The organism is Cellulosimicrobium sp. KWT-B (assembly GCF_002127155.1).
In the GTDB taxonomy this organism is placed as follows: domain Bacteria; phylum Actinomycetota; class Actinomycetes; order Actinomycetales; family Cellulomonadaceae; genus Cellulosimicrobium; species Cellulosimicrobium funkei.
The window spans coordinates 236092-254854 of the sequence record NZ_NEDO01000005.1 but is presented as its reverse complement, the minus strand read 5'-3'; the positions used below and the strand labels follow the sequence as shown (position 1 = coordinate 254854).

General features: G+C 73.4%; 18 protein-coding genes, 2 tRNA genes and 1 pseudogene. 12 read left to right on the top strand and 9 right to left on the bottom strand.

Annotated features, from left to right (window positions below; all coding sequences use genetic code 11):
• Positions 1 to 79: 79 nt before the first annotated feature.
• From B9L22_RS16575 to B9L22_RS16555, 5 genes and pseudogenes are all read left to right on the top strand, one after another.
• Positions 80 to 970, top strand: a pseudogene (locus B9L22_RS16575) (methyltransferase domain-containing protein).
• A gap of 31 nt (positions 971 to 1001) precedes the next feature.
• On the top strand, positions 1002 to 1784 hold the full coding sequence (locus B9L22_RS16570; RefSeq protein WP_034654511.1) for a fumarylacetoacetate hydrolase family protein: 783 nt from the start codon (positions 1002 to 1004) through the stop codon (positions 1782 to 1784).
• A gap of 2 nt (positions 1785 to 1786) precedes the next feature.
• Positions 1787 to 2053 carry a hypothetical protein gene (locus B9L22_RS16565; RefSeq protein ID WP_086151192.1) on the top strand — a complete coding sequence of 89 codons (267 nt, stop codon included), beginning with the start codon at positions 1787 to 1789 and terminating at the stop codon, positions 2051 to 2053.
• 66 nt (positions 2054 to 2119) lie between these two features.
• Positions 2120 to 3622 carry a glutamate--tRNA ligase gene (gene gltX / locus B9L22_RS16560; RefSeq protein WP_021482938.1) on the top strand — a complete coding sequence of 501 codons (1503 nt, stop codon included), beginning with the start codon at positions 2120 to 2122 and terminating at the stop codon, positions 3620 to 3622.
• Entirely contained in the window at positions 3619 to 4410 is a 792-nt protein-coding gene (locus B9L22_RS16555) for an HAD family hydrolase (protein WP_086151191.1), read from the top strand. Before gltX ends, B9L22_RS16555 begins: the two co-directional genes overlap by 4 nt.
• A gap of 182 nt (positions 4411 to 4592) precedes the next feature.
• Here the strand turns inward: B9L22_RS16555 and B9L22_RS16550 are convergent, their stop codons facing one another.
• Positions 4593 to 5849: a YeiH family protein gene (locus B9L22_RS16550; RefSeq protein WP_086151190.1), complete on the bottom strand. Its 1257-nt coding sequence runs from the start codon at positions 5847 to 5849 to the stop codon at positions 4593 to 4595.
• Between the two features lie 69 nt (positions 5850 to 5918).
• Here B9L22_RS16550 and B9L22_RS16545 point away from each other — a divergent pair, with 69 nt between their 5' ends.
• Positions 5919 to 6842, top strand: coding sequence for a LysR family transcriptional regulator (locus tag B9L22_RS16545; protein ID WP_086151189.1), 924 nt, complete (start codon positions 5919 to 5921; stop codon positions 6840 to 6842).
• Between the two features lie 8 nt (positions 6843 to 6850).
• Here the strand turns inward: B9L22_RS16545 and B9L22_RS16540 are convergent, their stop codons facing one another.
• On the bottom strand, positions 6851 to 7546 hold the full coding sequence (locus B9L22_RS16540) for a hypothetical protein (RefSeq protein WP_086151188.1): 696 nt from the start codon (positions 7544 to 7546) through the stop codon (positions 6851 to 6853).
• 202 nt (positions 7547 to 7748) lie between these two features.
• Between B9L22_RS16540 and B9L22_RS16535 the strand changes: the two genes are divergently transcribed.
• Positions 7749 to 7820: transfer RNA gene (locus tag B9L22_RS16535), tRNA-Gln, on the top strand.
• A 100-nt stretch (positions 7821 to 7920) separates the two neighbouring features.
• Positions 7921 to 7993 (top strand) — tRNA-Glu (locus B9L22_RS16530).
• Positions 7994 to 8186: 193 nt separating this feature from the next.
• Here B9L22_RS16530 and B9L22_RS20295 read toward each other — a convergent pair.
• The 3 genes from B9L22_RS20295 to B9L22_RS16520 all read right to left on the bottom strand — a co-directional run bounded on the left by B9L22_RS20295 (position 8187) and on the right by B9L22_RS16520 (position 10215).
• Positions 8187 to 9149 (bottom strand): PH domain-containing protein, encoded by a 963-nt coding sequence (locus tag B9L22_RS20295; protein ID WP_198947326.1) that lies wholly within the window; start codon positions 9147 to 9149, stop codon positions 8187 to 8189.
• Between the two features lie 2 nt (positions 9150 to 9151).
• On the bottom strand, positions 9152 to 9319 hold the full coding sequence (locus B9L22_RS20290; protein ID WP_163187158.1) for a hypothetical protein: 168 nt from the start codon (positions 9317 to 9319) through the stop codon (positions 9152 to 9154).
• Between the two features lie 176 nt (positions 9320 to 9495).
• Positions 9496 to 10215, bottom strand: a complete 720-nt coding sequence (locus B9L22_RS16520; RefSeq protein ID WP_034654517.1) for an IclR family transcriptional regulator — start codon at positions 10213 to 10215, stop codon at positions 9496 to 9498.
• 161 nt (positions 10216 to 10376) lie between these two features.
• Between B9L22_RS16520 and leuC the strand changes: the two genes are divergently transcribed.
• Positions 10377 to 11858 carry a 3-isopropylmalate dehydratase large subunit gene (gene leuC / locus B9L22_RS16515; RefSeq protein WP_074809932.1) on the top strand — a complete coding sequence of 494 codons (1482 nt, stop codon included), beginning with the start codon at positions 10377 to 10379 and terminating at the stop codon, positions 11856 to 11858.
• A 57-nt stretch (positions 11859 to 11915) separates the two neighbouring features.
• Positions 11916 to 12551 carry a 3-isopropylmalate dehydratase small subunit gene (gene leuD, locus B9L22_RS16510; RefSeq protein WP_076405679.1) on the top strand — a complete coding sequence of 212 codons (636 nt, stop codon included), beginning with the start codon at positions 11916 to 11918 and terminating at the stop codon, positions 12549 to 12551.
• Between the two features lie 180 nt (positions 12552 to 12731).
• On the opposite strand, the gene B9L22_RS16505 is transcribed toward leuD, so the two are convergent.
• From B9L22_RS16505 to B9L22_RS16495, 3 genes are all read right to left on the bottom strand, one after another.
• Entirely contained in the window at positions 12732 to 13643 is a 912-nt protein-coding gene (locus tag B9L22_RS16505) for an LLM class flavin-dependent oxidoreductase (protein WP_233140200.1), read from the bottom strand.
• Positions 13644 to 13737: 94 nt separating this feature from the next.
• Entirely contained in the window at positions 13738 to 15045 is a 1308-nt protein-coding gene (locus tag B9L22_RS16500; protein WP_086151187.1) for a hemolysin family protein, read from the bottom strand.
• A 36-nt stretch (positions 15046 to 15081) separates the two neighbouring features.
• A complete protein-coding gene (locus B9L22_RS16495) occupies positions 15082 to 16068 on the bottom strand; it encodes a DUF808 domain-containing protein (RefSeq protein WP_021482433.1) in 987 nt (328 codons plus the stop codon).
• 374 nt (positions 16069 to 16442) lie between these two features.
• Here B9L22_RS16495 and B9L22_RS16490 point away from each other — a divergent pair, with 374 nt between their 5' ends.
• Positions 16443 to 17030 (top strand): hypothetical protein, encoded by a 588-nt coding sequence (locus B9L22_RS16490; RefSeq protein ID WP_143317355.1) that lies wholly within the window; start codon positions 16443 to 16445, stop codon positions 17028 to 17030.
• 16 nt (positions 17031 to 17046) lie between these two features.
• Positions 17047 to 17529: a hypothetical protein gene (locus B9L22_RS16485; RefSeq protein WP_086151185.1), complete on the top strand. Its 483-nt coding sequence runs from the start codon at positions 17047 to 17049 to the stop codon at positions 17527 to 17529.
• Between the two features lie 481 nt (positions 17530 to 18010).
• Here the strand turns inward: B9L22_RS16485 and B9L22_RS20585 are convergent, their stop codons facing one another.
• Positions 18011 to 18550 carry a hypothetical protein gene (locus B9L22_RS20585; RefSeq protein WP_233140199.1) on the bottom strand — a complete coding sequence of 180 codons (540 nt, stop codon included), beginning with the start codon at positions 18548 to 18550 and terminating at the stop codon, positions 18011 to 18013.
• Positions 18551 to 18763 lie beyond the last annotated feature (213 nt).

The following is an 18763-nucleotide window of genomic DNA, read 5'->3' as shown; positions in this document are numbered from 1 at the left end:
GACGAGCCGCGCGGCGACCGCGCGCCCAGAGTGTGAGAACGGGGTCGAGAACGCCGCACCCGCGGCCTACGGTGCGGGTATGACGCACACCCCCCACGGCGCCGACGAGGCCGCCGAGCACCACGCCGACGCCCCCACCGGGGCAGGCAGCGACCCCGCGCAGGAGTCCGAGTCGTACACCCACGGCCACCACGAGTCCGTGCTGCGCTCGCACCGCTGGCGCACGGCCGAGAACTCGGCCGGCTTCCTCCTGCCGCACCTGCGCCCCGGCATGAGCCTCCTCGACGTCGGCTGCGGCCCGGCCACGGTCACCGTCGACCTCGCCGACCGCGTCGGCGACGGGCGGGTCGTCGGCGTCGACGCGTCCGAGGCCGTCCTCGACAGCGCGCGCGAGCTCGCCGCCCAGCGCGGCACCGCGAACATCTCGTTCCAGCACGCGAACGCCTACGAGCTGCCGTTCGCCGACGGCACGTTCGACGTCGTCTATGCGCACCAGCTCCTGCAGCACCTGTCCGACCCGATCGGCGCGCTGCGCGAGATGCGGCGCGTCACGAAGCCGGGCGGCCTCGTCGCCGTGCGCGACGCCGACTACGCCGCCATGACCTGGTACCCCGAGTCGCCGGGGCTCACCGAGTGGAACACGCTCTACCACGAGGTCACCCACGCCTACGGGTACGAGGCCGACGCCGGCCGTCGCCTCTTCTCCTGGGTGCAGGACGCCGGGTTCCCGCTCGACGGGATCGAGCCCAGCGCGAGCACGTGGTGCTAGGCCACCCCTGCCGACCGCACGTGGTGGGGCGGCCTGTGGGCCGAGCGGTGCGTCGCGTCGAACTTCGCCGTCCAGGCGAAGGAGTCGGCGCTCGCGGACGACGTCGCGCTCGAGCAGCTCGCGCAGGACTGGCTGCGCTGGGCCGAGGAGCCCGCGGGCTGGTTCGCCGTCCTCAACGGCGAGGTCCTCGCCCGCGCGTGATCCTGCGGGCACGTCCGGATAGCCTGGGCCCGTGCGCATCGCGAGATTCACCACCGGAGACGACCCCCGCTACGCCCTCGTCCAGCAGGAGGGGGACCGCACGTACCTCGCGGTCCTCACGGGCGACCCGCTCTACATGCCCGTCACGCCGACGGGCGAGCGCGTCGAGCTGGGCGACGGCGTCCGGCTCCTCGCGCCGGTGATCCCGCGCTCCAAGGTGGTCGCCGTGGGCCGCAACTACGCGGACCACGCGAAGGAGATGGGCAACGACGTCCCGACGAGCCCGCTGCTGTTCCTCAAGCCGAACACCTCGGTCGTCGGCCCGGACGACCCGATCGTCCTGCCCGACTTCTCGCAGGAGGTCTCGTACGAGGCCGAGCTCGCGGTCGTCATCGGACGCCTCGCGAAAGACGTGTCGCCCGAGGCCGCGCCGGCGTACGTGCTCGGGTACACGGTCGCGAACGACGTCACCGCGCGCGACGCGCAGCGGACCGACGGCCAGTGGGCGCGCGCCAAGGGCTTCGACTCCGCGTGCCCCCTCGGGCCGTGGATCGACACCGACCTGAACCCCGAGGACGTCGGCGTCCGCAGCCGCGTCAACGGCGAGGTCAAGCAGGACGGCCGCACGAGCGACATGATCTTCGACATCCCGTTCCTCGTGTCCTACGTCTCCGAGGCGATGACCCTGCTGCCCGGCGACGTCATCCTCACCGGCACCCCCGCGGGCGTCGGGCTGATCGACGTCGGCGACCGCGTCGAGTGCGAGGTCGAGGGGCTGGGCGTCCTGAGCAACCCGGTCGTCCGGCGCGGCTGACCGTGGGACGCGGTCCGGGCCGCGTCGTCGCGCGGTGGGCGGGCTGGGGCGCCGTCGTCCCGTGCGTCGTCGTGGTCGTGCTCGCGGTCCTCGCCATCGCCTCCGGGAACGTGCCCCCGGGCGAGGTGCTGGCCTACGCCGTCGTGCTGGCGATCATCCTGGTCCCGGGGTGCGCGCTCGCGGGCGCCGCCCTCGGCGCGGCGGTCGCGGCGACGCGGTCGTGGCGGGCCGGGCGCGCGGGAGGCGTGGCGGGGACCGTCCGGGACTGAGACGAGGACAGGCCCGGCGCCGGACGCCCGGGCGGCGGGCGGCGTCGGGCAACTAGGCTGGGAGCCGTGATCCCCGCACCTGGTTCCTCGCCCGTCCGCGTCCGCTTCTGCCCGTCCCCGACCGGGACGCCGCACGTCGGGCTCATCCGCACCGCGCTGTTCAACTGGGCCTACGCGCGGCACACGGGTGGCACGTTCGTGTTCCGCATCGAGGACACCGACGCCGCGCGCGACAGCGAGGAGAGCTACCAGCAGCTCCTCGACGCGCTGCGCTGGCTCGGGCTCGACTGGGACGAGGGCGTCGAGGTCGGCGGCCCGCACGAGCCGTACCGGCAGTCGCAGCGCGCGGACATCTACCAGGACGTCATCGCGCGGCTCGTCGAGGGCGGGTACGTCTACGAGTCGTTCTCGACCCCGGAGGAGTCCGACGCGCGCAACGCCGCCGCGGGGCTCAAGACGAAGGGCTACGACAACTTCGACCGCACCCTCACGGACGAGCAGAAGGCCGCCTTCCGCGCCGAGGGCCGCGAGCCGGTGCTGCGCCTGCGGATGCCGGACGAGGACATCACGTTCACCGACGTCGTGCGCGGGGAGATCACGTTCAAGGCGGGTTCGGTCCCGGACTACGCGCTCGTGCGCGCGAACGGGCAGCCGCTCTACACGCTCGTGAACCCGGTGGACGACGCGCTCATGGGCATCACGCACGTGCTGCGCGGCGAGGACCTGCTGTCCTCGACGCCGCGCCAGATCGCGCTCTACCGGGCGCTGCTGGAGATCGGCGTCGCGCACGTGATGCCGGAGTTCGGGCACCTCCCGTACGTCATGGGGGAGGGCAACAAGAAGCTCTCCAAGCGCGACCCCGAGTCGAACCTGTTCCTGCACCGTGAGCGCGGGTTCACGCCCGAGGGCCTGCTCAACTACCTCGCGCTGCTCGGCTGGTCGATCTCGCCGGACCACGACATCTTCACGGTGACAGAGATGGTCGAGGCGTTCGACGTGCACGACGTGTTGCCGAACCCGGCGCGCTTCGACCTCAAGAAGGCCGAGGCGATCAACGCGACGCACGTGCGGATGCTCGCGCCGGAGGACTTCCGCGACCGTCTCGTGCCGTACCTGCACGCGGGCGGGCTCGTCCCGGCGGACTCGTTCGCCGACCTGTCGCCCCGCAACCAGGAGATCCTCACGGCGGCCGCTCCGCTCGTCCAGGAGCGCATGGTGCTGCTGGGCGAGTCGGTCGGGATGCTGGGGTTCCTCTTCACGGCCGACGACGCGCTCACGGTCGAGGAGGACGCGCGCGGCGCCCTGCGCGACGACGCGAAGGACATCCTCGCGGCGGCGATCGCCGCGCTCGACGTGCTGCAGGACGACGAGTTCGTCACCGCCGCCATCGAGGAGCGCCTGCGCGACGCGATCGTCGAGGGCATGGGCGTCAAGCCGCGGTTCGCGTTCACGCCGCTGCGCGTCGCGCTCACGGGCCGCCGCGTCTCGCCGCCGCTGTTCGAGTCGATGGAGCTGCTCGGCAAGGGCTCGACGCTGGAGCGCCTCGTGCGCCTGCGGGACGCGCTGTGACCGACGCCGCGGCCTCGGCGGCGCCCGGCCCGCTCGAGGGCGTCCTGTTCGACGTCGACGACACGCTCGTCGACACGCGTGCCGCGTTCGCGCAGGCCATCGCCGCTGCGTCGCGCGTGTGGCTGCCGCACCTGCCCGAGGAGCGCTACGACGAGGTCCTCGCGCTGTGGCGCGCCGACCCCAACGGGCACTACCGCGCGTACACGCGCGGCGAGGTCGACTTCGACGCCCAGCGGATGGCGCGCGCCAACGAGCTCCAGGCGGCGTTCGGCGGCGAGCTGCTCGACGACGCGGCGTACGTCGACTGGAAGGACCTCTTCTGGGGCACGTTCGAGGCGTCGTGGGCGGCGTTCGCCGACTCCCGCGGGGTCGTCGACGCGCTCACGGGGGCCGGGGTGCGCGTCGGGTCGCTGACGAACGCGCGCGTCGAGCTCCAGACCCGCAAGCTCGCGGCCGCGGGCCTGGCCGACGTGCCGCTGCTCGTCGGGGTCGACACGCTCGGCTTCGGCAAGCCCGACCCGCGCGTGTTCGCCGAGGCGTGCCGTCGTCTCGGCACCGACCCGGCCCGCACCGCGTACGTCGGCGACGAGCTCGACGTCGACGCGCGCGGTGCGCTCGCGGCCGGCCTCGTCGGGGTGTGGCTCGACCGCCCCGGCACCCGCCGCGGCGGCCCGCACCCGGAGGACCCGACGTCGGCCCGCGCGTCGGGCGTGCACGTCGTCCACGGCCTCGACGACCTCCCCGCGACGCTCGGCGTCGCGGCCGCGCAGACCCCCGCGCCGAGGTAACCCCCGGCCCTGCGAGGCACAGCCCCCGCCCGCGAGGTAGAGCCCCGGTCCCGTGAGGTAGAGCCCTGGTTCCGTGAGGTAGAACCTTGGTTCCGCGAGGTAGAGGTCTGGTCATGACCAGACCTCTACCTCGGCCCACCATGCCTCTACCTCGCGGGACCGGGCGCTTGCTCGCGGGGCGGTCAGGCGAGGAGCAGGACGCCCACGAGGGCCGTCGCGGTGACGAGCACCGCGGAGAGGGCGCCCAGCACGAGCGACCGCCGCCCGGTGCGCACGAGCGTCGGCACGTCCACGCCGAGCCCGAGGGCGAACATCGCCGCGACGAACGCGAGCGTCGAGGCCGTGACGAGGACGGCGAGCACCGGCGCGGGCACCACCCCGAGGCTGCGGAGCGCGACCGCCGCCACGAACCCCACGACGAACCACGGCACCGGGGCGACGCGTCGCTTCTCGGCCTCCGCACCGGCACCCACGCCGCGGGGCTCGCCGTCGTCCGCACCGGTCGACGGCGCGGCGCCCGGTGCCCCGAGCGCGCTCGTGCTCGCGAGCGCCGACGCCGCGCGTCGGGCCCCGCGGGCCACGACGACCCCGGCGACGGCGACGAGCGGCGCGAGGAGGGCCACGCGCGCGAGCTTCGCGACCGTCGCGGTGGCGAGCGCCGGCGCGGAGATCGTCCCGGCCGCGGTGACGACCTGCGCGACCTCCTGGACGCTCGCGCCGATCCAGAGCCCGGCCCGGTCGTCGGTGAGCCCGAGCAGCCCTGCGAGCCAGGGCAGCACGATGATCGCGAGGGTGCCGTAGACGGTGACGAGCGCGAGCGCGGTGGCGACGCCGTCGTCGTCCTCGCGCACCTCGTCGGGCGTGCGACCCGGCCGGTCCACGACGCCCTGCATCGCGGAGATCGCGGCGGCCCCGCACACGGAGAAGCCGGTCGCGACGAGCAGCGTCGTCACGCGCGGCACGCGCAGCACGCGGCCGAGCGCGAGCGTCCCCGCGAAGGTGACGGCGAGCGTCGTCGTGACGACGACGAGCCCGCGCCAGCCCAGCCCCAGCACCTCCGGCAGGGAGAGCTGGAAGCCGAGCAGCACGACGCCCACCCGGAGCACCACGCGCGACGTCCACGCGACGCCGGGACGCGTCGCGGCGACCGTCGCCCCGCCCCGCCGGGTCGTCGCGAGCCGGCCGAGCGCCGGGGCGACGAGCGCGCCCAGGACGAGCGCGACGACGAGCGGAGACACCGTCGGGACCAGGCGCGCGCCCGCGAGCACGAGGAGCGTGGCCGCGCCGACGAGGACGAGCCCGGGGACGAGCGCGCGCGGTTTGCGCGGTGCGTCGGGGCGCCGGTCGGGTGCGGGCGCCGGGGGAGCGGCCGTGACCGCCGGGACGCCTCGGGTCGCGAGGGCCTCCGTGCGGGCCGAGGGAGGTGCAGGCTGGGTCATGCTTCCAGCGTGCTGCGGCCGGTGCGGCGGCAGAAGAGCGACTTCCCTCGCGAGGCATAGAGTGGGCCTATGGCTCCGACCGCCCGCGACAGGACGTCCCTCTCCGCGCTCGAGCTGCTCGTCGCCACCGACTCGCACGGGTCGATCAGCGCGGCGGCCCGCGCGCTCGGCGTCGCCCAGCCCACGGCGTCGGCGGGCCTGCGCGCGCTCGAGCGCCGCCTCGGCCTCGACCTCCTCGAGCGCACGACGCGCGGGTCCCGGCTCACCGAGACCGGCCGCGCGACGGCGGCGTGGGCGCGCGAGGTGATCGAGGCCTCCGACCGCTTCGAGACCTCCGTCGCGGCGCTGCGCGACGCCCCGGCGGCCCGGGTGCGCGTCGCGGCGAGCCTCACGGTCGCGGAGTACCTGGCGCCGCGCTGGCTCGCGCGGCTCGCGCTCGAGGGGGCGCCGGGCGGCGGGGCTCCCGACGTCGAGCTCGTCGTCCGCAACTCGCGCGAGGTGACCGACCTCGTCCTCGACGGCGGCGTGGAGCTCGGGTTCGTCGAGAGCGCGACGCTGCGGCGCGGGCTGCGCAGCCGCACCGTCGCGCACGACCGGCTCGTCGTCGTCGTCGGTCCGGCGCACCCCTGGGCGCGCCGCAGCGCCGTGCGCGTCGACGAGCTGCTGTCCGGGGGGCTCGTCGTGCGCGAGCGCGGCTCGGGCACGCGCGAGACGCTGGAGCGCGGCCTCGCGGCGCTCGGCGAGCGCCTGCCGGACCACCTGCCCTACCTCGGCTCCACCGCGGCGCTGAAGACGGCCGTGCAGCACGGCGGGGCGGTCGCCGTGCTGTCGAGCCTCGCCGTCGCCGACGACGTCGCGCGGGGCGCCCTCGTGCGGGTCGCGGTGCCGGGGCTCGAGCTGGACCGCCGGCTGCGGATGGTCTGGAAGGACGGCACGGCGCTCTCCTCGGCCGCGCGCCGCATCGCGGCGGCCGCCGCCGCGGCGTCGGGCTGACGGCCGGCTCAGCCCGGCGCGCCCTCGCGCACGGTCGCGTCCCAGCGCCAGCGCGTGCGCCGGGGCCGACCCGGGAGCTCGCCCCGGCCGGTCGCCCAGAGGAGCACGGCGTCGGGGTCCTCGTCCGGGCCCGTCTCGACGTCGGGGAACAGGCGTGTCAGCGCCCGAGACGCCAGCCCCGGGGGGAACGGGGTGGGTGCGTCCGTGAGCCCGAGCAGGACGTCGTGGCCGTGCACGAGGACCTCGACGACCCCCATCGCCGCGAAGCCGTCGGCGTCCGAGACCCCGTACGGGTGGAAGGCGCGCGCGTCCGCGGGCCGCGTCTCGGCGAGCGTCGCGAGCAGTTCCCCGCCGCCGACGAGCGCCTCGACGAGCCCCGCCGTCCCGGCCGCGCGGTCGACGTGCGCGATCTCGCCCTCGCCCTTGGGCCCGACGAGCGGCACGTACGCGAGCGCGGGGAGTGCCGCGAGCTGGAGCGCGTAGGCGAGGAGGTCGTCCACCACGTGCTCCGTCGTCGTCCAGCACGACCAGCGGACCGGCCCGGCCTGCGCGTCGAACGCCGACACGGGCTGGTCCACGAGGCGGTCGGCGAGCCATCGGACGGCCACCCGGACGTCGTCGCCCGTGACGACGCCCGCTGTGCTCGGCGCGGCGACGGGTCGATCCGCGGGCGCACCAGGGTCCGGGGAGTGTCCAGGGCTCATGCCCTGACGGTGCCAGACGGCGGCCGTGCACGTCGACCGCAGGACGCGCGCGTCGCCCGGCCGCTCGGGCGCGCGGAGCGCATTTGGTCCGCGTCGGCATGTCCGGTAATGTTCTCGGCCGGTGGGACCTCCACGGGAGGGAGCCAGGGGACGGGTCTATGACTCGTCGTCGCGGCCTCTCGACGCGGATCGGTTACCCCCTTGGGGTATGGTGTAATTGGCAGCACGAGTGATTCTGGTTCACTTAGTCTAGGTTCGAGTCCTGGTACCCCAGCGAAGAGCTCCGGCTCTGGATCTCGCGGTCAAGACCGCGAGAAACATGAGGTAGAGTTCTCACCGGAGAAACGGACCGGAAACGGTACGAAGCTCCACAGGCCCCCATCGTCTAGCGGCCTAGGACGTCGCCCTCTCACGGCGGTAACACGGGTTCAAATCCCGTTGGGGGTACAGAAGAAGGCCCGGTCACCATCACGGTGACCGGGCCTTCGTCGTTTCTTCTTGATGCCCGATGCCCGATGACCGCGCGTCGATCGACGACGGGCCGTGGCCGATGCCCGGTGTGACGCACGTCGCGTGGCTGGCGAGACCCCGCGGGGGTCGGCCTCGGGGCCTGGGTCGTCGGGCGGGTGGTGCGGCCGGGTCAGGGAGCGTCGTCGCGCCCGGGTCCGGGCTCGTACGGCTTCGGGATGGGCGTCGACGACGGCCGTGGGGGCGCAACCGGCACGTACGTCGCGCGGTGCTCGCCGGAGACCGTCCAGCCCTGCTCGTCCTCGCCAGACCCCGCCTGCCGGCCGTCGGGACGCACCGTGTCCCGCGCCGCGTGAGCGTCGCCGGTCACGGGGATCGGCTGGGTGGGCCCGCTCGACGCGCCGGCGGACCGGCCGGGCACGACGACGACCCGCGGGTCCGTCGGGAGCGGTGCCGGGGGAGGCGGGGTCGTGGCGGCCGGGCTGCGTCCGTCCCACGCGGGCGCGGGCTCGACCGGAGGCGGCTCGGCAGGCTGCGGCGGGCGCGGCGCGGGCGGCGGCACGGTCGCGGGCAGCGCACCACCCGTCGTCGCGGCGGCCCCACCCGGGCCGACCGGCGCTCCGCCCGGTCGGACGCCCGGGATGAACAGCGTGTCGCACAGCAGGCGATAGGTCCGATCCGGGTGCGCGACCCAGTCGATCTGGCGCAGCGCCTGGTCCTGCCCGGCGGACTCGAGAAGGAACTGGCCGTAGCCCAGCACGCGCCCGACGAGCGAGCGCCCGTAGTTCATGTCCGTCACCTTGGTCAGCGGCATCATCGCCACCTTGTGCGTGATGAGGCCGTAGAGCAGGAGCAGGCGCTTGTCCGTGGCGACGAACCACTCGTTGCGCCACTCGAAGACCTTCCACACCAGGCGGGCGGCGAGGATCAGCCACAGCCACCACAGCACCAGCACGCCGTCGCCGACCGCGGGGCCGGCCTGCACGACGAGCCAGGCGATCACGACCGCGCCCGCGACCGTCGTCGCGACGGGCTCGACGAGCATCCCCCAGTGGTGGCGCGTCGCGATCACGACCCGCTCGCCGTTGAGCACGTAGCGGTCCAGGATCCTGCTGCGAGGTCCGCCGCGGGCCACGGTCAGTCCAGGAGCGAGCTGAAGAACTGGCCGATCGAGCGGAACGCCCCGACGATCACGTCCCAGATGCCCTCGACGATGTCGGCCGCGCGGTCCGGGCTCGTGACGATCGCGTACACGGCGAAGATCACGAGGACCCAGATCAGGGCGGCCTTCAGCTTCGGGTGCATCGGAACTCCTCGTGTCTCGGGATCGGACGGTCAGCGGTCGCCCCCGCGACCGCTGCGCTGTCCGGGCGTCGGGCACGCACAGCATGGCAGCAGCCGGGGACATTTTGACAGGGCGCGTCCCGTTTGCGGCCCGCGGCACGCCGACGCCGGCCCGGTGCCGGCCGGCGTCGGCGTCCTCACTCGCCGGCGCGGCGCAGCACCTCGGTGAGGCGGTTCGCGGCGGCGACGACCGAGCCGGAGTGCAGCCGCCCGGGCTGGCGGCTCAGGCGCTCGACCGGGCCCGAGATGGAGACGGCGGCCACGACCCGGCCGGACGGACCGCGCACGGGGGCGGAGACCGACGCGACGCCGAGCTCGCGCTCGGAGACGGACTGGGCCCACCCGCGGCGTCGGACGCCGGAGAGGATCGTGGCGGTGAAGACGGCCTCGCGCAGCCCGCGGTGCAGCCGGTCCGGCTCCTCCCACGCGAGGAGGACCTGGGCGGCTGAGCCGGCGTTCATGGTGAGCGTCGCGCCGACGGGGATCGAGTCGCGCAGGCCGACGGGGCGCTCGGCGGCCGCGACGCAGATGCGGTGGTCGCCCTGGCGGCGGTAGAGCTGGGCGCTCTCGCCCGTGTGGTCGCGCAGCGCCGTGAGCACGGGGTTCGCGGCGGCGAGCAGGCGGTCCTCGCCGGCCGCGGTCGCGAGCTCGTTGAGCCGGGGGCCGAGGACGAACCGGCCCTGCATGTCACGCGCGACCATGCGGTGGTGCTCGAGGGCGACGGCGAGGCGGTGCGCCGTCGGGCGGGCCAGGCCCGTGGCCGTGACGAGCTGGGCGAGGGTGGCAGGTCCGGACTCCAGGGCGCCCAGGACGGAGGCCGCCTTGTCCAGCACTCCGACTCCGCTAGTATTGTCCATAGGTCGATATTGACGTCTCACGCACTGAGATGCAAGTCCGGCACGGATGTTCCACCCGCTGGACGTCTTCCCCGGCAGGATGCCGGACGGCGGACCATCGACCCAGGCGGCTCTCCGTACCCCCCAGGAGGACCGTGACAGACGACGAGGAGATGAGCTACATGGCCGGCACGCTGGCGGAGAAGGTCTGGGACGCGCACCTGGTGCGACGAGGCACCGACGGGTCGCCCGACCTCCTCTACATCGACCTCCACCTCGTGCACGAGGTCACCAGCCCCCAGGCGTTCGAGGGGCTGCGCCTCGCGGGCCGCCCGGTCCGCCGCCCCGACCTCACCATCGCGACCGAGGACCACAACACCCCGACGCTCGACATCGACCTGCCGATCGCGGACCTCACGAGCCGCACGCAGATCGACACGCTGCGCAACAACGCGCGCGAGTTCGGCGTCCGCATCCACTCGCTCGGCGACGCCGACCAGGGCATCGTGCACCAGGTCGGGCCGCAGCTCGGGCTCACCATGCCCGGCCTGACGGTCGTGTGCGGCGACTCGCACACCTCGACGCACGGCGCGTTCGGTGCGCTCGCGTTCGGCATCGGCACGTCCGAGGTCGAGCACGTGCTCGCCACGCAGACGCTCCCGCTCGCCCCGTTCAAGACCATGGCGATCAACGTCGACGGCGAGCTGCCGCCCGGCGCCACGAGCAAGGACATCATCCTCGCGATCATCGCCAAGATCGGCACCGGCGGCGGCCAGGGCTACGTCCTGGAGTACCGCGGCGAGGCCATCCGCAAGCTCTCCATGGAGGCGCGGATGACGATCTGCAACATGTCGATCGAGGCGGGCGCGCGCGCCGGCATGATCGCCCCGGACGACACCACGTTCGAGTACCTCAAGGGCCGCCCGCACGCGCCCGAGGGCGCCGACTGGGACGCGGCCGTCGAGTACTGGCGCACGCTGCGCTCCGACGACGACGCCGTGTTCGACACCGAGGTCACGCTCCGCGCGTCCGACCTCGAGCCCTTCGTCACGTGGGGCACCAACCCCGGCCAGGGCCTGCCCATCTCCGCGACCGTGCCCGTCCCCGAGCAGATCGCGGACGAGAACGAGCGCGTCGCCGCCGAGCGCGCGATCGAGTACATGGGCCTCACGCCCGGCCAGCCGCTGCGCGAGATCCCCGTCGACACCGTGTTCATCGGGTCGTGCACCAACGGTCGCATCGAGGACCTGCGCTCGGTCGCGAAGGTCGTGCAGGGCAAGAAGAAGGCCGACGGCGTCCGCGTCCTCGTCGTCCCGGCGTCCGCGCGCGTGCGCCTCCAGGCCGAGGCAGAGGGCCTCGACCAGATCTTCCTCGACTTCGGCGCGGAGTGGCGCAACGCCGGCTGCTCGATGTGCCTCGGCATGAACCCCGACCAGCTCCAGCCGGGCGAGCGCGCCGCCTCGACGTCGAACCGCAACTTCGAGGGGCGGCAGGGCAAGGGCGGCCGCACCCACCTCGTGTCGCCGCTCGTCGCCGCCGCCACCGCGCTGCGCGGGACGCTCTCCTCGCTGAGCGACCTCGACCTGCCCGAGGGCACCGACATCACGTCCTTCGACGGCACGCCGCTCGCGCCGCTCGACCCGCGCGTTCTCGTGCAGGTCTGAGCCACCCGCGCCGCGCTGCCCCACTCGTCGCCCCGAAGACCCGAAGAGGTTCCTGCCATGGAGAAGTTCACGACCCACACCGGCGTCGGCGTCCCGCTGCGCCGCAGCAACGTCGACACCGACCAGATCATCCCCGCCGTCTACCTCAAGCGCGTGACGCGCACCGGGTTCGAGGACGCGCTGTTCGCCGCCTGGCGCGGCGACCCCACGTTCGTCCTCAACCAGGACGCCTACCGTGCAGGCTCCGTGCTCGTCGCCGGGCCTGACTTCGGCACCGGCTCGTCGCGCGAGCACGCCGTCTGGGCGCTCAAGGACTACGGCTTCCGCGTCGTCCTCGCGTCGCGCTTCGCCGACATCTTCCGCGGCAACTCCGGCAAGCAGGGCCTCGTCGCGGGCATCGTCGCGCAGGAGGACGTCGAGCTGCTCTGGAAGATCCTCGAGACCAACCCGGGCACCGAGGTGACGGTCGACCTCGTCGCCCGCACCGCGTCGGCGCTCGACGTCACCGTGCCGTTCCAGATCGACGACTACACGCGCTGGCGCCTCATGGAGGGCCTCGACGACATCGGCCTCACGCTCCAGCACGAGGACGAGATCTCCGCGTTCGAGGCGACGCGCGCGTCCTGGCGCCCGAAGACGCTGCCGGCGAAGACGCTGCCCAAGGTCGAGATCGAGGCGGCGCGGCCGGTCTGATTCTTCGAGTCCGTGGTCGGGGGGCGGGCTCTGGGGTGGTGACGACGGGTCTACCATCCGCAGGGCTCGTCCCTCGCCCTGCTCCCGCCAGGCCCGCCACGACCCGTCGTCACCACCCCAGAGCCCGCCCGTGATCGTGTCGCCGACACGTCGTCCGGGTCCCTTCCTGGATCAGGGGCGTCAGTGTCGCGGCGGGCCCGCGTGGATCGCGGCCAGGAGGGAGTCCGGGGTCGCGGTCTCGGGATTCCAGCGGGACTCGACCCACCAGGTCGCTCCGGCGTCCGCGAGGCCGGCGAGCTGGTCGGCCGCCGCGGAGCGGTCCGCCGGGAGCTCGCCCTGGACGACGACGTCGAACGGCCGGGCCGCGTCGAGGCCCAGCTCGGCGCGCCGCGTGGTGAGCCACGCGACGAGGGTGGAGACGTCGTCGGGCGTGGGCACGTCGAAGCCGCGGTCGCCGCGGAGCTGGAGCACGATCCCGTCGGCGCGCAGGGTGCGGTCGAGCGAGCGCACCGGCGGGCGCTCGGCGTCCCACACGCCGACCGGCCAGACCGGCACGTGGTGGCCGACGACGGCGCGCTCGACCGGGCGCGGCAGGAACTGCATCTCCCCGGTCCGCACGTGGGTCCCCTCGAACGTGAACCGCTCGCCGGTCCACGCGCGGTCGAGGTAGGCGAGCGCGTCGTCGAGCAGCTCGGCGCGCTCGCGCAGCGACTGCGGCTGACCCGGCACGGCGGAGAAGCCGCCGTCGTCGAGCACGCCGACGCCGACCGGCAGCACGAGGCGACCGCCCGACAGGTGGTCAACGGTCAGCGCCTGGCGCACGACCTCCCACGGCTTGCGGCGGGGGAGCGCGAAGACCATCGCGCCCAGCGTGATCCGCTCGGTCCGGACCGCCGCCGCGGCGAGCACCGCCCACGGGTCGAACGTGTCGACCGGCATGGACAGCAGGCTCAGCCCGTCCCACGAGAAGAACCCGTCCCAGCCGGCGTCCTCCGCCCCGACCGCCATCTCCAGCACCTGGGCGGCGGAGCCGAAGCTCCCGACCACCCCGACCTTGATCCCCGACCCTGTCCCCGTCGTCGCTGCGCTCATCCACCCGACGCTACGCGGCCCCACCCACACCGCTGGGCGCGGGAGACGGCCGCGTCCGAGGTGCCGTGACGCGACCGTTCCCTTCGCACAGCGGTCAGGGGAGCGGGACGACGTCCACGCGCACGATGCGCCGCCGCGCGACGTCGGTCACCGTGAGCCGGTAGCCGTCCGCGTCGACGTGGTCGCCCACGACGGCGAGGCGCCCGAGCTGCGCCAGGACGAAGCCGGCGACGGTCTCGTACGGGCCGTCGGGCAGCTCGACGCCCGTGCGGCGCGCGAACTCCTCGATCGTCTGTCCGGCGTCGACGCTCGTCGTCGCGCCGTGCTCGCGCGCGGGCGACGGCTCGTCGGCGTCGTACTCGTCGCGGATGTCACCCACGAGCTCCTCGACGAGGTCCTCGAGCGTGACGATCCCGTCGGTCCCGCCGTACTCGTCGACGACGACGGCGATGTGCACGCCCTCGCGCCGCATCTGCGACATGGCGGGCAGCACGGTGTTCGTCGCGGGCAGCGCGAGGATCGGCCGCACGACGTCGCGCACGGTGAGGGCGCGCCCCGTCGTCGGGTCTGTCGGCGGGTGGTCGGGGCAGTCCCGGCCGAGCAGGTCGCGCACGTGGAGGAAGCCGACGACGTCGTCGAAGTCGTCGCCCGTCACGGGGTAGCGCGAGTACGGGCCCGCCGCGACCGTCTGGGCGGCGTCCGCGAGGGGGGTGTCGGCCGCGAGGAACGCGACCTCGCCGCGCGGCGTCATCGCCTCGGCGAGCGAGCGGTCGCCCGCCGCGAACACGTCGTCGAGGATGCGGCGCTCGTCCTCGGGCAGCGACTCGTGCGCGAGCACGATCTCGCGCAGCTCCTCCTCGCTCATCTCCTCGCTGCGCGCCGAGGGGTCGCCGCCGAGCAGCCGCACGACGCCGTCGGTCGAGCGCGACAGCAGCCAGATGACGGGCCGCATGAGGGTCGCGAAGCGGTCCAGGGGAGGGGCGACGACGAGCGCGACGCCCGCCGAGCGCTGGAGCGCGATGCGCTTGGGCACGAGCTCGCCGAGCACCAGGGAGAGGTAGGCGATGACGAGCGTGAGCCCCACGAGCGCGACGGTGTCCGCGAGCCCGCTCGACAGCCCCAGGTCCTCGAGCGCGGGCGCGAGGTCCGGCGCGAGCGTCGACGCGCCGTACGCGGCCGAGAAGAAGCCCGCCACGGTGACGCCGATCTGCACCGCGGCGAGGAAGCGATTGGGGTCGCGCGCGACCGCCGCGACCCGCGCGCCGCGTGCCGACTGCTTCTCGATGCGGGCGACCTGGCTCTCGCGCAGCGAGACGAGCGCGATCTCGGTCCCGGCGAACACGCCGCCGACGAGGATGAAGAGCAGGACGAGGCCGATGTTGGTCCAGGTGCCGGAGTCCATGCCTCATCCAACCAGGCCGTTCGGCCCGGCGTGGGCTCAGCCGGCGGTCGGGGCCGGGCCGTCCGGCGTCGTCGGCTCGGTCGCGGCGGGCTCGCCGTGCTTGCGGCGCGGGATCAGGTGCGCCACGAGGACCACCACGCCGCCGACCAGGATCCCGACGACGGCGGAGCACGCCGTGTTGACGAGCCAGCCGAGGAACCCGCCCACGCCCGCGACCCCGGTCACCGCGTGCTCGAGGTGGTGCACGACGTCGTACGGGCCGTGCCAGCCGAGGTCGTACGTGCCCTGCAGCAGGATGTGGCCGCCCACCCAGAGCATCGCGACGATCCCGACGATCGAGATGACGGACATGACCTTCGGCATCGCGCTCACGAGCCCGCGCCCGAACGACTGGACCCAGGGCGTGTCGCGCTTCGCGAGGTGCAGGCCGATGTCGTCCATCTTCACGATGAGCGCCACGACCCCGTAGACGAGGACCGTGATGAGGATCGCGACGATCACGAGGATGATCAGACGCGACCAGAAGTTCTCCGAGGCGACCTCGTTGAGCGCGATGACCATGATCTCCGCGCTGAGGATGAAGTCGGTGCGGACCGCGCTCGATACCACCGAGTCCTCGTCGACCGCCTTCTTCTCGGTCTTCGTCTCGACCTCGGCGTGGTGCCGCCCCGAGACGAGCTCCCACAGCTTCTCCGCGCCCTCGAACGCGAGGTACGTGCCGCCGAGCATGAGCAGCGGCGTGAGCAGGAAGGGCAGGAACTGGCTCAGCAGCAGGATCGCCGGGAGGATGAAGAGCAGCTTGTTGCGCAGCGACCCCGTCGCGATGCGCTTGATGACCGGCAGCTCGCGCTTGGCCGCCAGACCCTCGACGTAGCGGGGCGTGACGGCGGTGTCGTCGATGACGACGCCCGTCGCCTTCGCGCTCGCACGCCCGGCGGCGGCACCGACGTCGTCGATCGAGGCGGCCGCGAGCTTGGCGAACGCCGCGATGTCGTCCAGGAGGGCAGCGAGTCCGAAGGCCATGGGTGGGTGCTCCGTGCGCCGGCCCGTGTCGCCGCGCACGGGCCCGCTGGTCGAGTGGACGCGGCCGCAGCATCGTAGCGACTTCATCCCCGCTCGCGTCGGGCGGTCAGGACGTCGCGGCGCGCGTCACGACGTTCACGACGTGCGGCGCGCGCACGACGACGCGCACGACCTCGCGGCCCGCCGTCGCCCGGGACGACGCCGGTCGCCGCGAGCGCCAGGTCCCGCGGCCACTTCTCTAGGTCCAGGTGGGGTCGCGCCTGTGCGATTGATCACAGTCGTGTGTTTGCGCAGGCCACCCGAGCGGTTGGTCTGCCATCTTCGGGGCGAGTTCGCCCGCAGGGGGATCGGACTCGTGAGCAGAGGAGCAACCGATGAGTGGTTTCTCGAGACGGGTGCGGGGCCTGGCGAGCGCGGTGGGTGCGCTCCTGGTGGTCGGGGCCGTGGCCCCAGGCGCGTGGGCTGAGGATGCCCCTGTCTTGACTGGGGATGAGATCGAGGTCGTCACGCCGGCTGGGATGCCTGCGGATGAGGTGCAAGAGGTCATCGAGGAGGCCTTTGCCGCTGAGGCGGCTGGCACCCTGATTCAGCCAAGGGCAGCCGTAGCAACGGTGTCGTACCGGTGGAAGGACCACGCTGCGCGCAACGTGGTCATTCGTTCCGACGTGGTGACGAAGCTGCGCACGAAGCACGGACTGACCTCGACGTCTCCGACCCGGGTCTCGACCCAGTTCCCCGACGGGAACAAGTCGATCGCGCAGGGCACCGCCCGCGTGTACTACGCCACGATGCAGAAGCGTTCGTGCTCGACGATCGTGACGTGCCGGGTCACGGCATCGGTGCGGATGAAGACAGTGGTGGAGTACAAGATCCAGGTGCCGCTGGCGGAGCCGAAGGGTGTGATCACGTCCTATTGCGAGGGCACGACCGTGTGCCCGTCGTGGGTCAACGCCGTCATCTGAGAAACCTGGGAGGGTCGTGAGCGACATCGGAGGGCTGATCGTCGCGGTCGGGCAGGTCGAGGCAAGCCAACCGGGGCTTGTCCCGGTCACACGCTCGCTAGAACTGCTCGCCGGTGGGCTGCGAGTGCAGACCGTTGGGGGAACGAGTGTGGATCTGCTTCTTGGACAGAGTCTGGACACGGTCTGGACTGCGCTCGCACGGAACATCTCGGGGCTGAACCCGATCAACCCCATGGCGCAGGTAGGGGGCTTCACACCCTGGTCGTGCAGGCTCGGATGGGCGAACTACCTGATCGACCTGGGTACGTGGGAAGACATGCTCCGCGACTTCGAAGAGCCACTGGCCTACGAACGGATCCGTTGGAACGAGGACACTCTCCACGTGGGCATCACGAACGGTGCGCGAGCCGAGGAGTTCACGAGGCCGTTGGACGGTACCGGGTTCACGGGCGCGACACCCGCCGAGCTCGCCGCAGACTTCCTCCGACCGGCAACCTAGCGACCGCATTTGGTGAGTCCGACGAGCTGGCGCCCTCCGCGAAGGAGGGCGCCAGCTTCGTGCCTTCTGACTCTGACCGCCCTCACCCTCGATACCCGAACAGAGTTGGGAGTTGTGAGTGACGTGGTCGGTGGTGCGCCCGCAACCCGCGCGCCGCCGCCAAGCCGACGCGACCAAGCGCCGAGGTATCGGGCGTCGAGCCGCCTGAGCCACCTACCCTCGGGTGCAGGAAGGAAGACGCCCTCGTGCGCGCCCAGTGACACGTGGACGCCTTCGTCGTGCGGGCCGGCCGCGTCGCCGCCCACTCGTTCGTGCAGGGCCGGGAGGCGCTCAAGCGGCTGGCCGACGACACCGACGAGATCGGCGTGGACCCGGTCACCGGAGTTGGGGTAATGCTCCGAAGTTCGTATTCACCCGGGGAGGTCATCGAGTCCGCCGCGGCGCGCGTGCGGCCGATCATCCTCGAACGCAAGGACTGCTACTACCGCAAGGCCCTCTCGGCGCTGGGGCCGAGCGGCGAGCGGCTCCGGGGGAGCAGGTCGTCGCCGGCCAGGTCGGGCAGCCACACGGGCAGCTCGTCGTCGGAGACGGGCACGGCGCCGCAGCCCGGGACCGGTGCTCCCTCGTAGCGCTGTCGCGAGACCAGCCAGTCGCGCAGCCGGCACGACGTCGTGCGCTCGCCCGCGCCGTCGTCCTGCAGCAGGGCGATCGCCTCGTCCACGCCCGGTCGCGTCTCGCCCGACCCCGTCGGCAGGCCGTGCGCGGCGGCGAAGAGCGCGTCGCGGTCGTCGGGCGCGGGCACGCCCATGACCGCACCCGTCCCGTAGTGGGGCAGCACGTGGTCGGCGGCCCAGACCGGCCGCTCGTCGGTGCCGGGACGGCGGACCCAGGCGCCAAGGAACGTCCCGGCGCTCGGGCGCTGCGCGCTCGTCCGCTCGATCTCCCCGGACGCCAGCGCGGTCCTCGATCTCTCGCGACGACGCGCCGAGCATGCGGCTGTCGCCCGAGCTCGGCTCGGCATGGTCGATATCCGCATCGTCGACGGGGACGGTCGGGACGGTGGGGACAGAAGGGTGGGGTAAGGGTGCGGCGTGCATCGGGAGGGTTCCTCGAGAGGTGGGCTCGTCGTCGGGCACTCGCCGTGCGGCCCCTCGGGGACGCGCAGGCACCGCCGCGCTGAGCGTGCCCGCCCGGCGGGCTCAGCGCGGCCGACGAAGGAGGAGCCGCAGGTGTC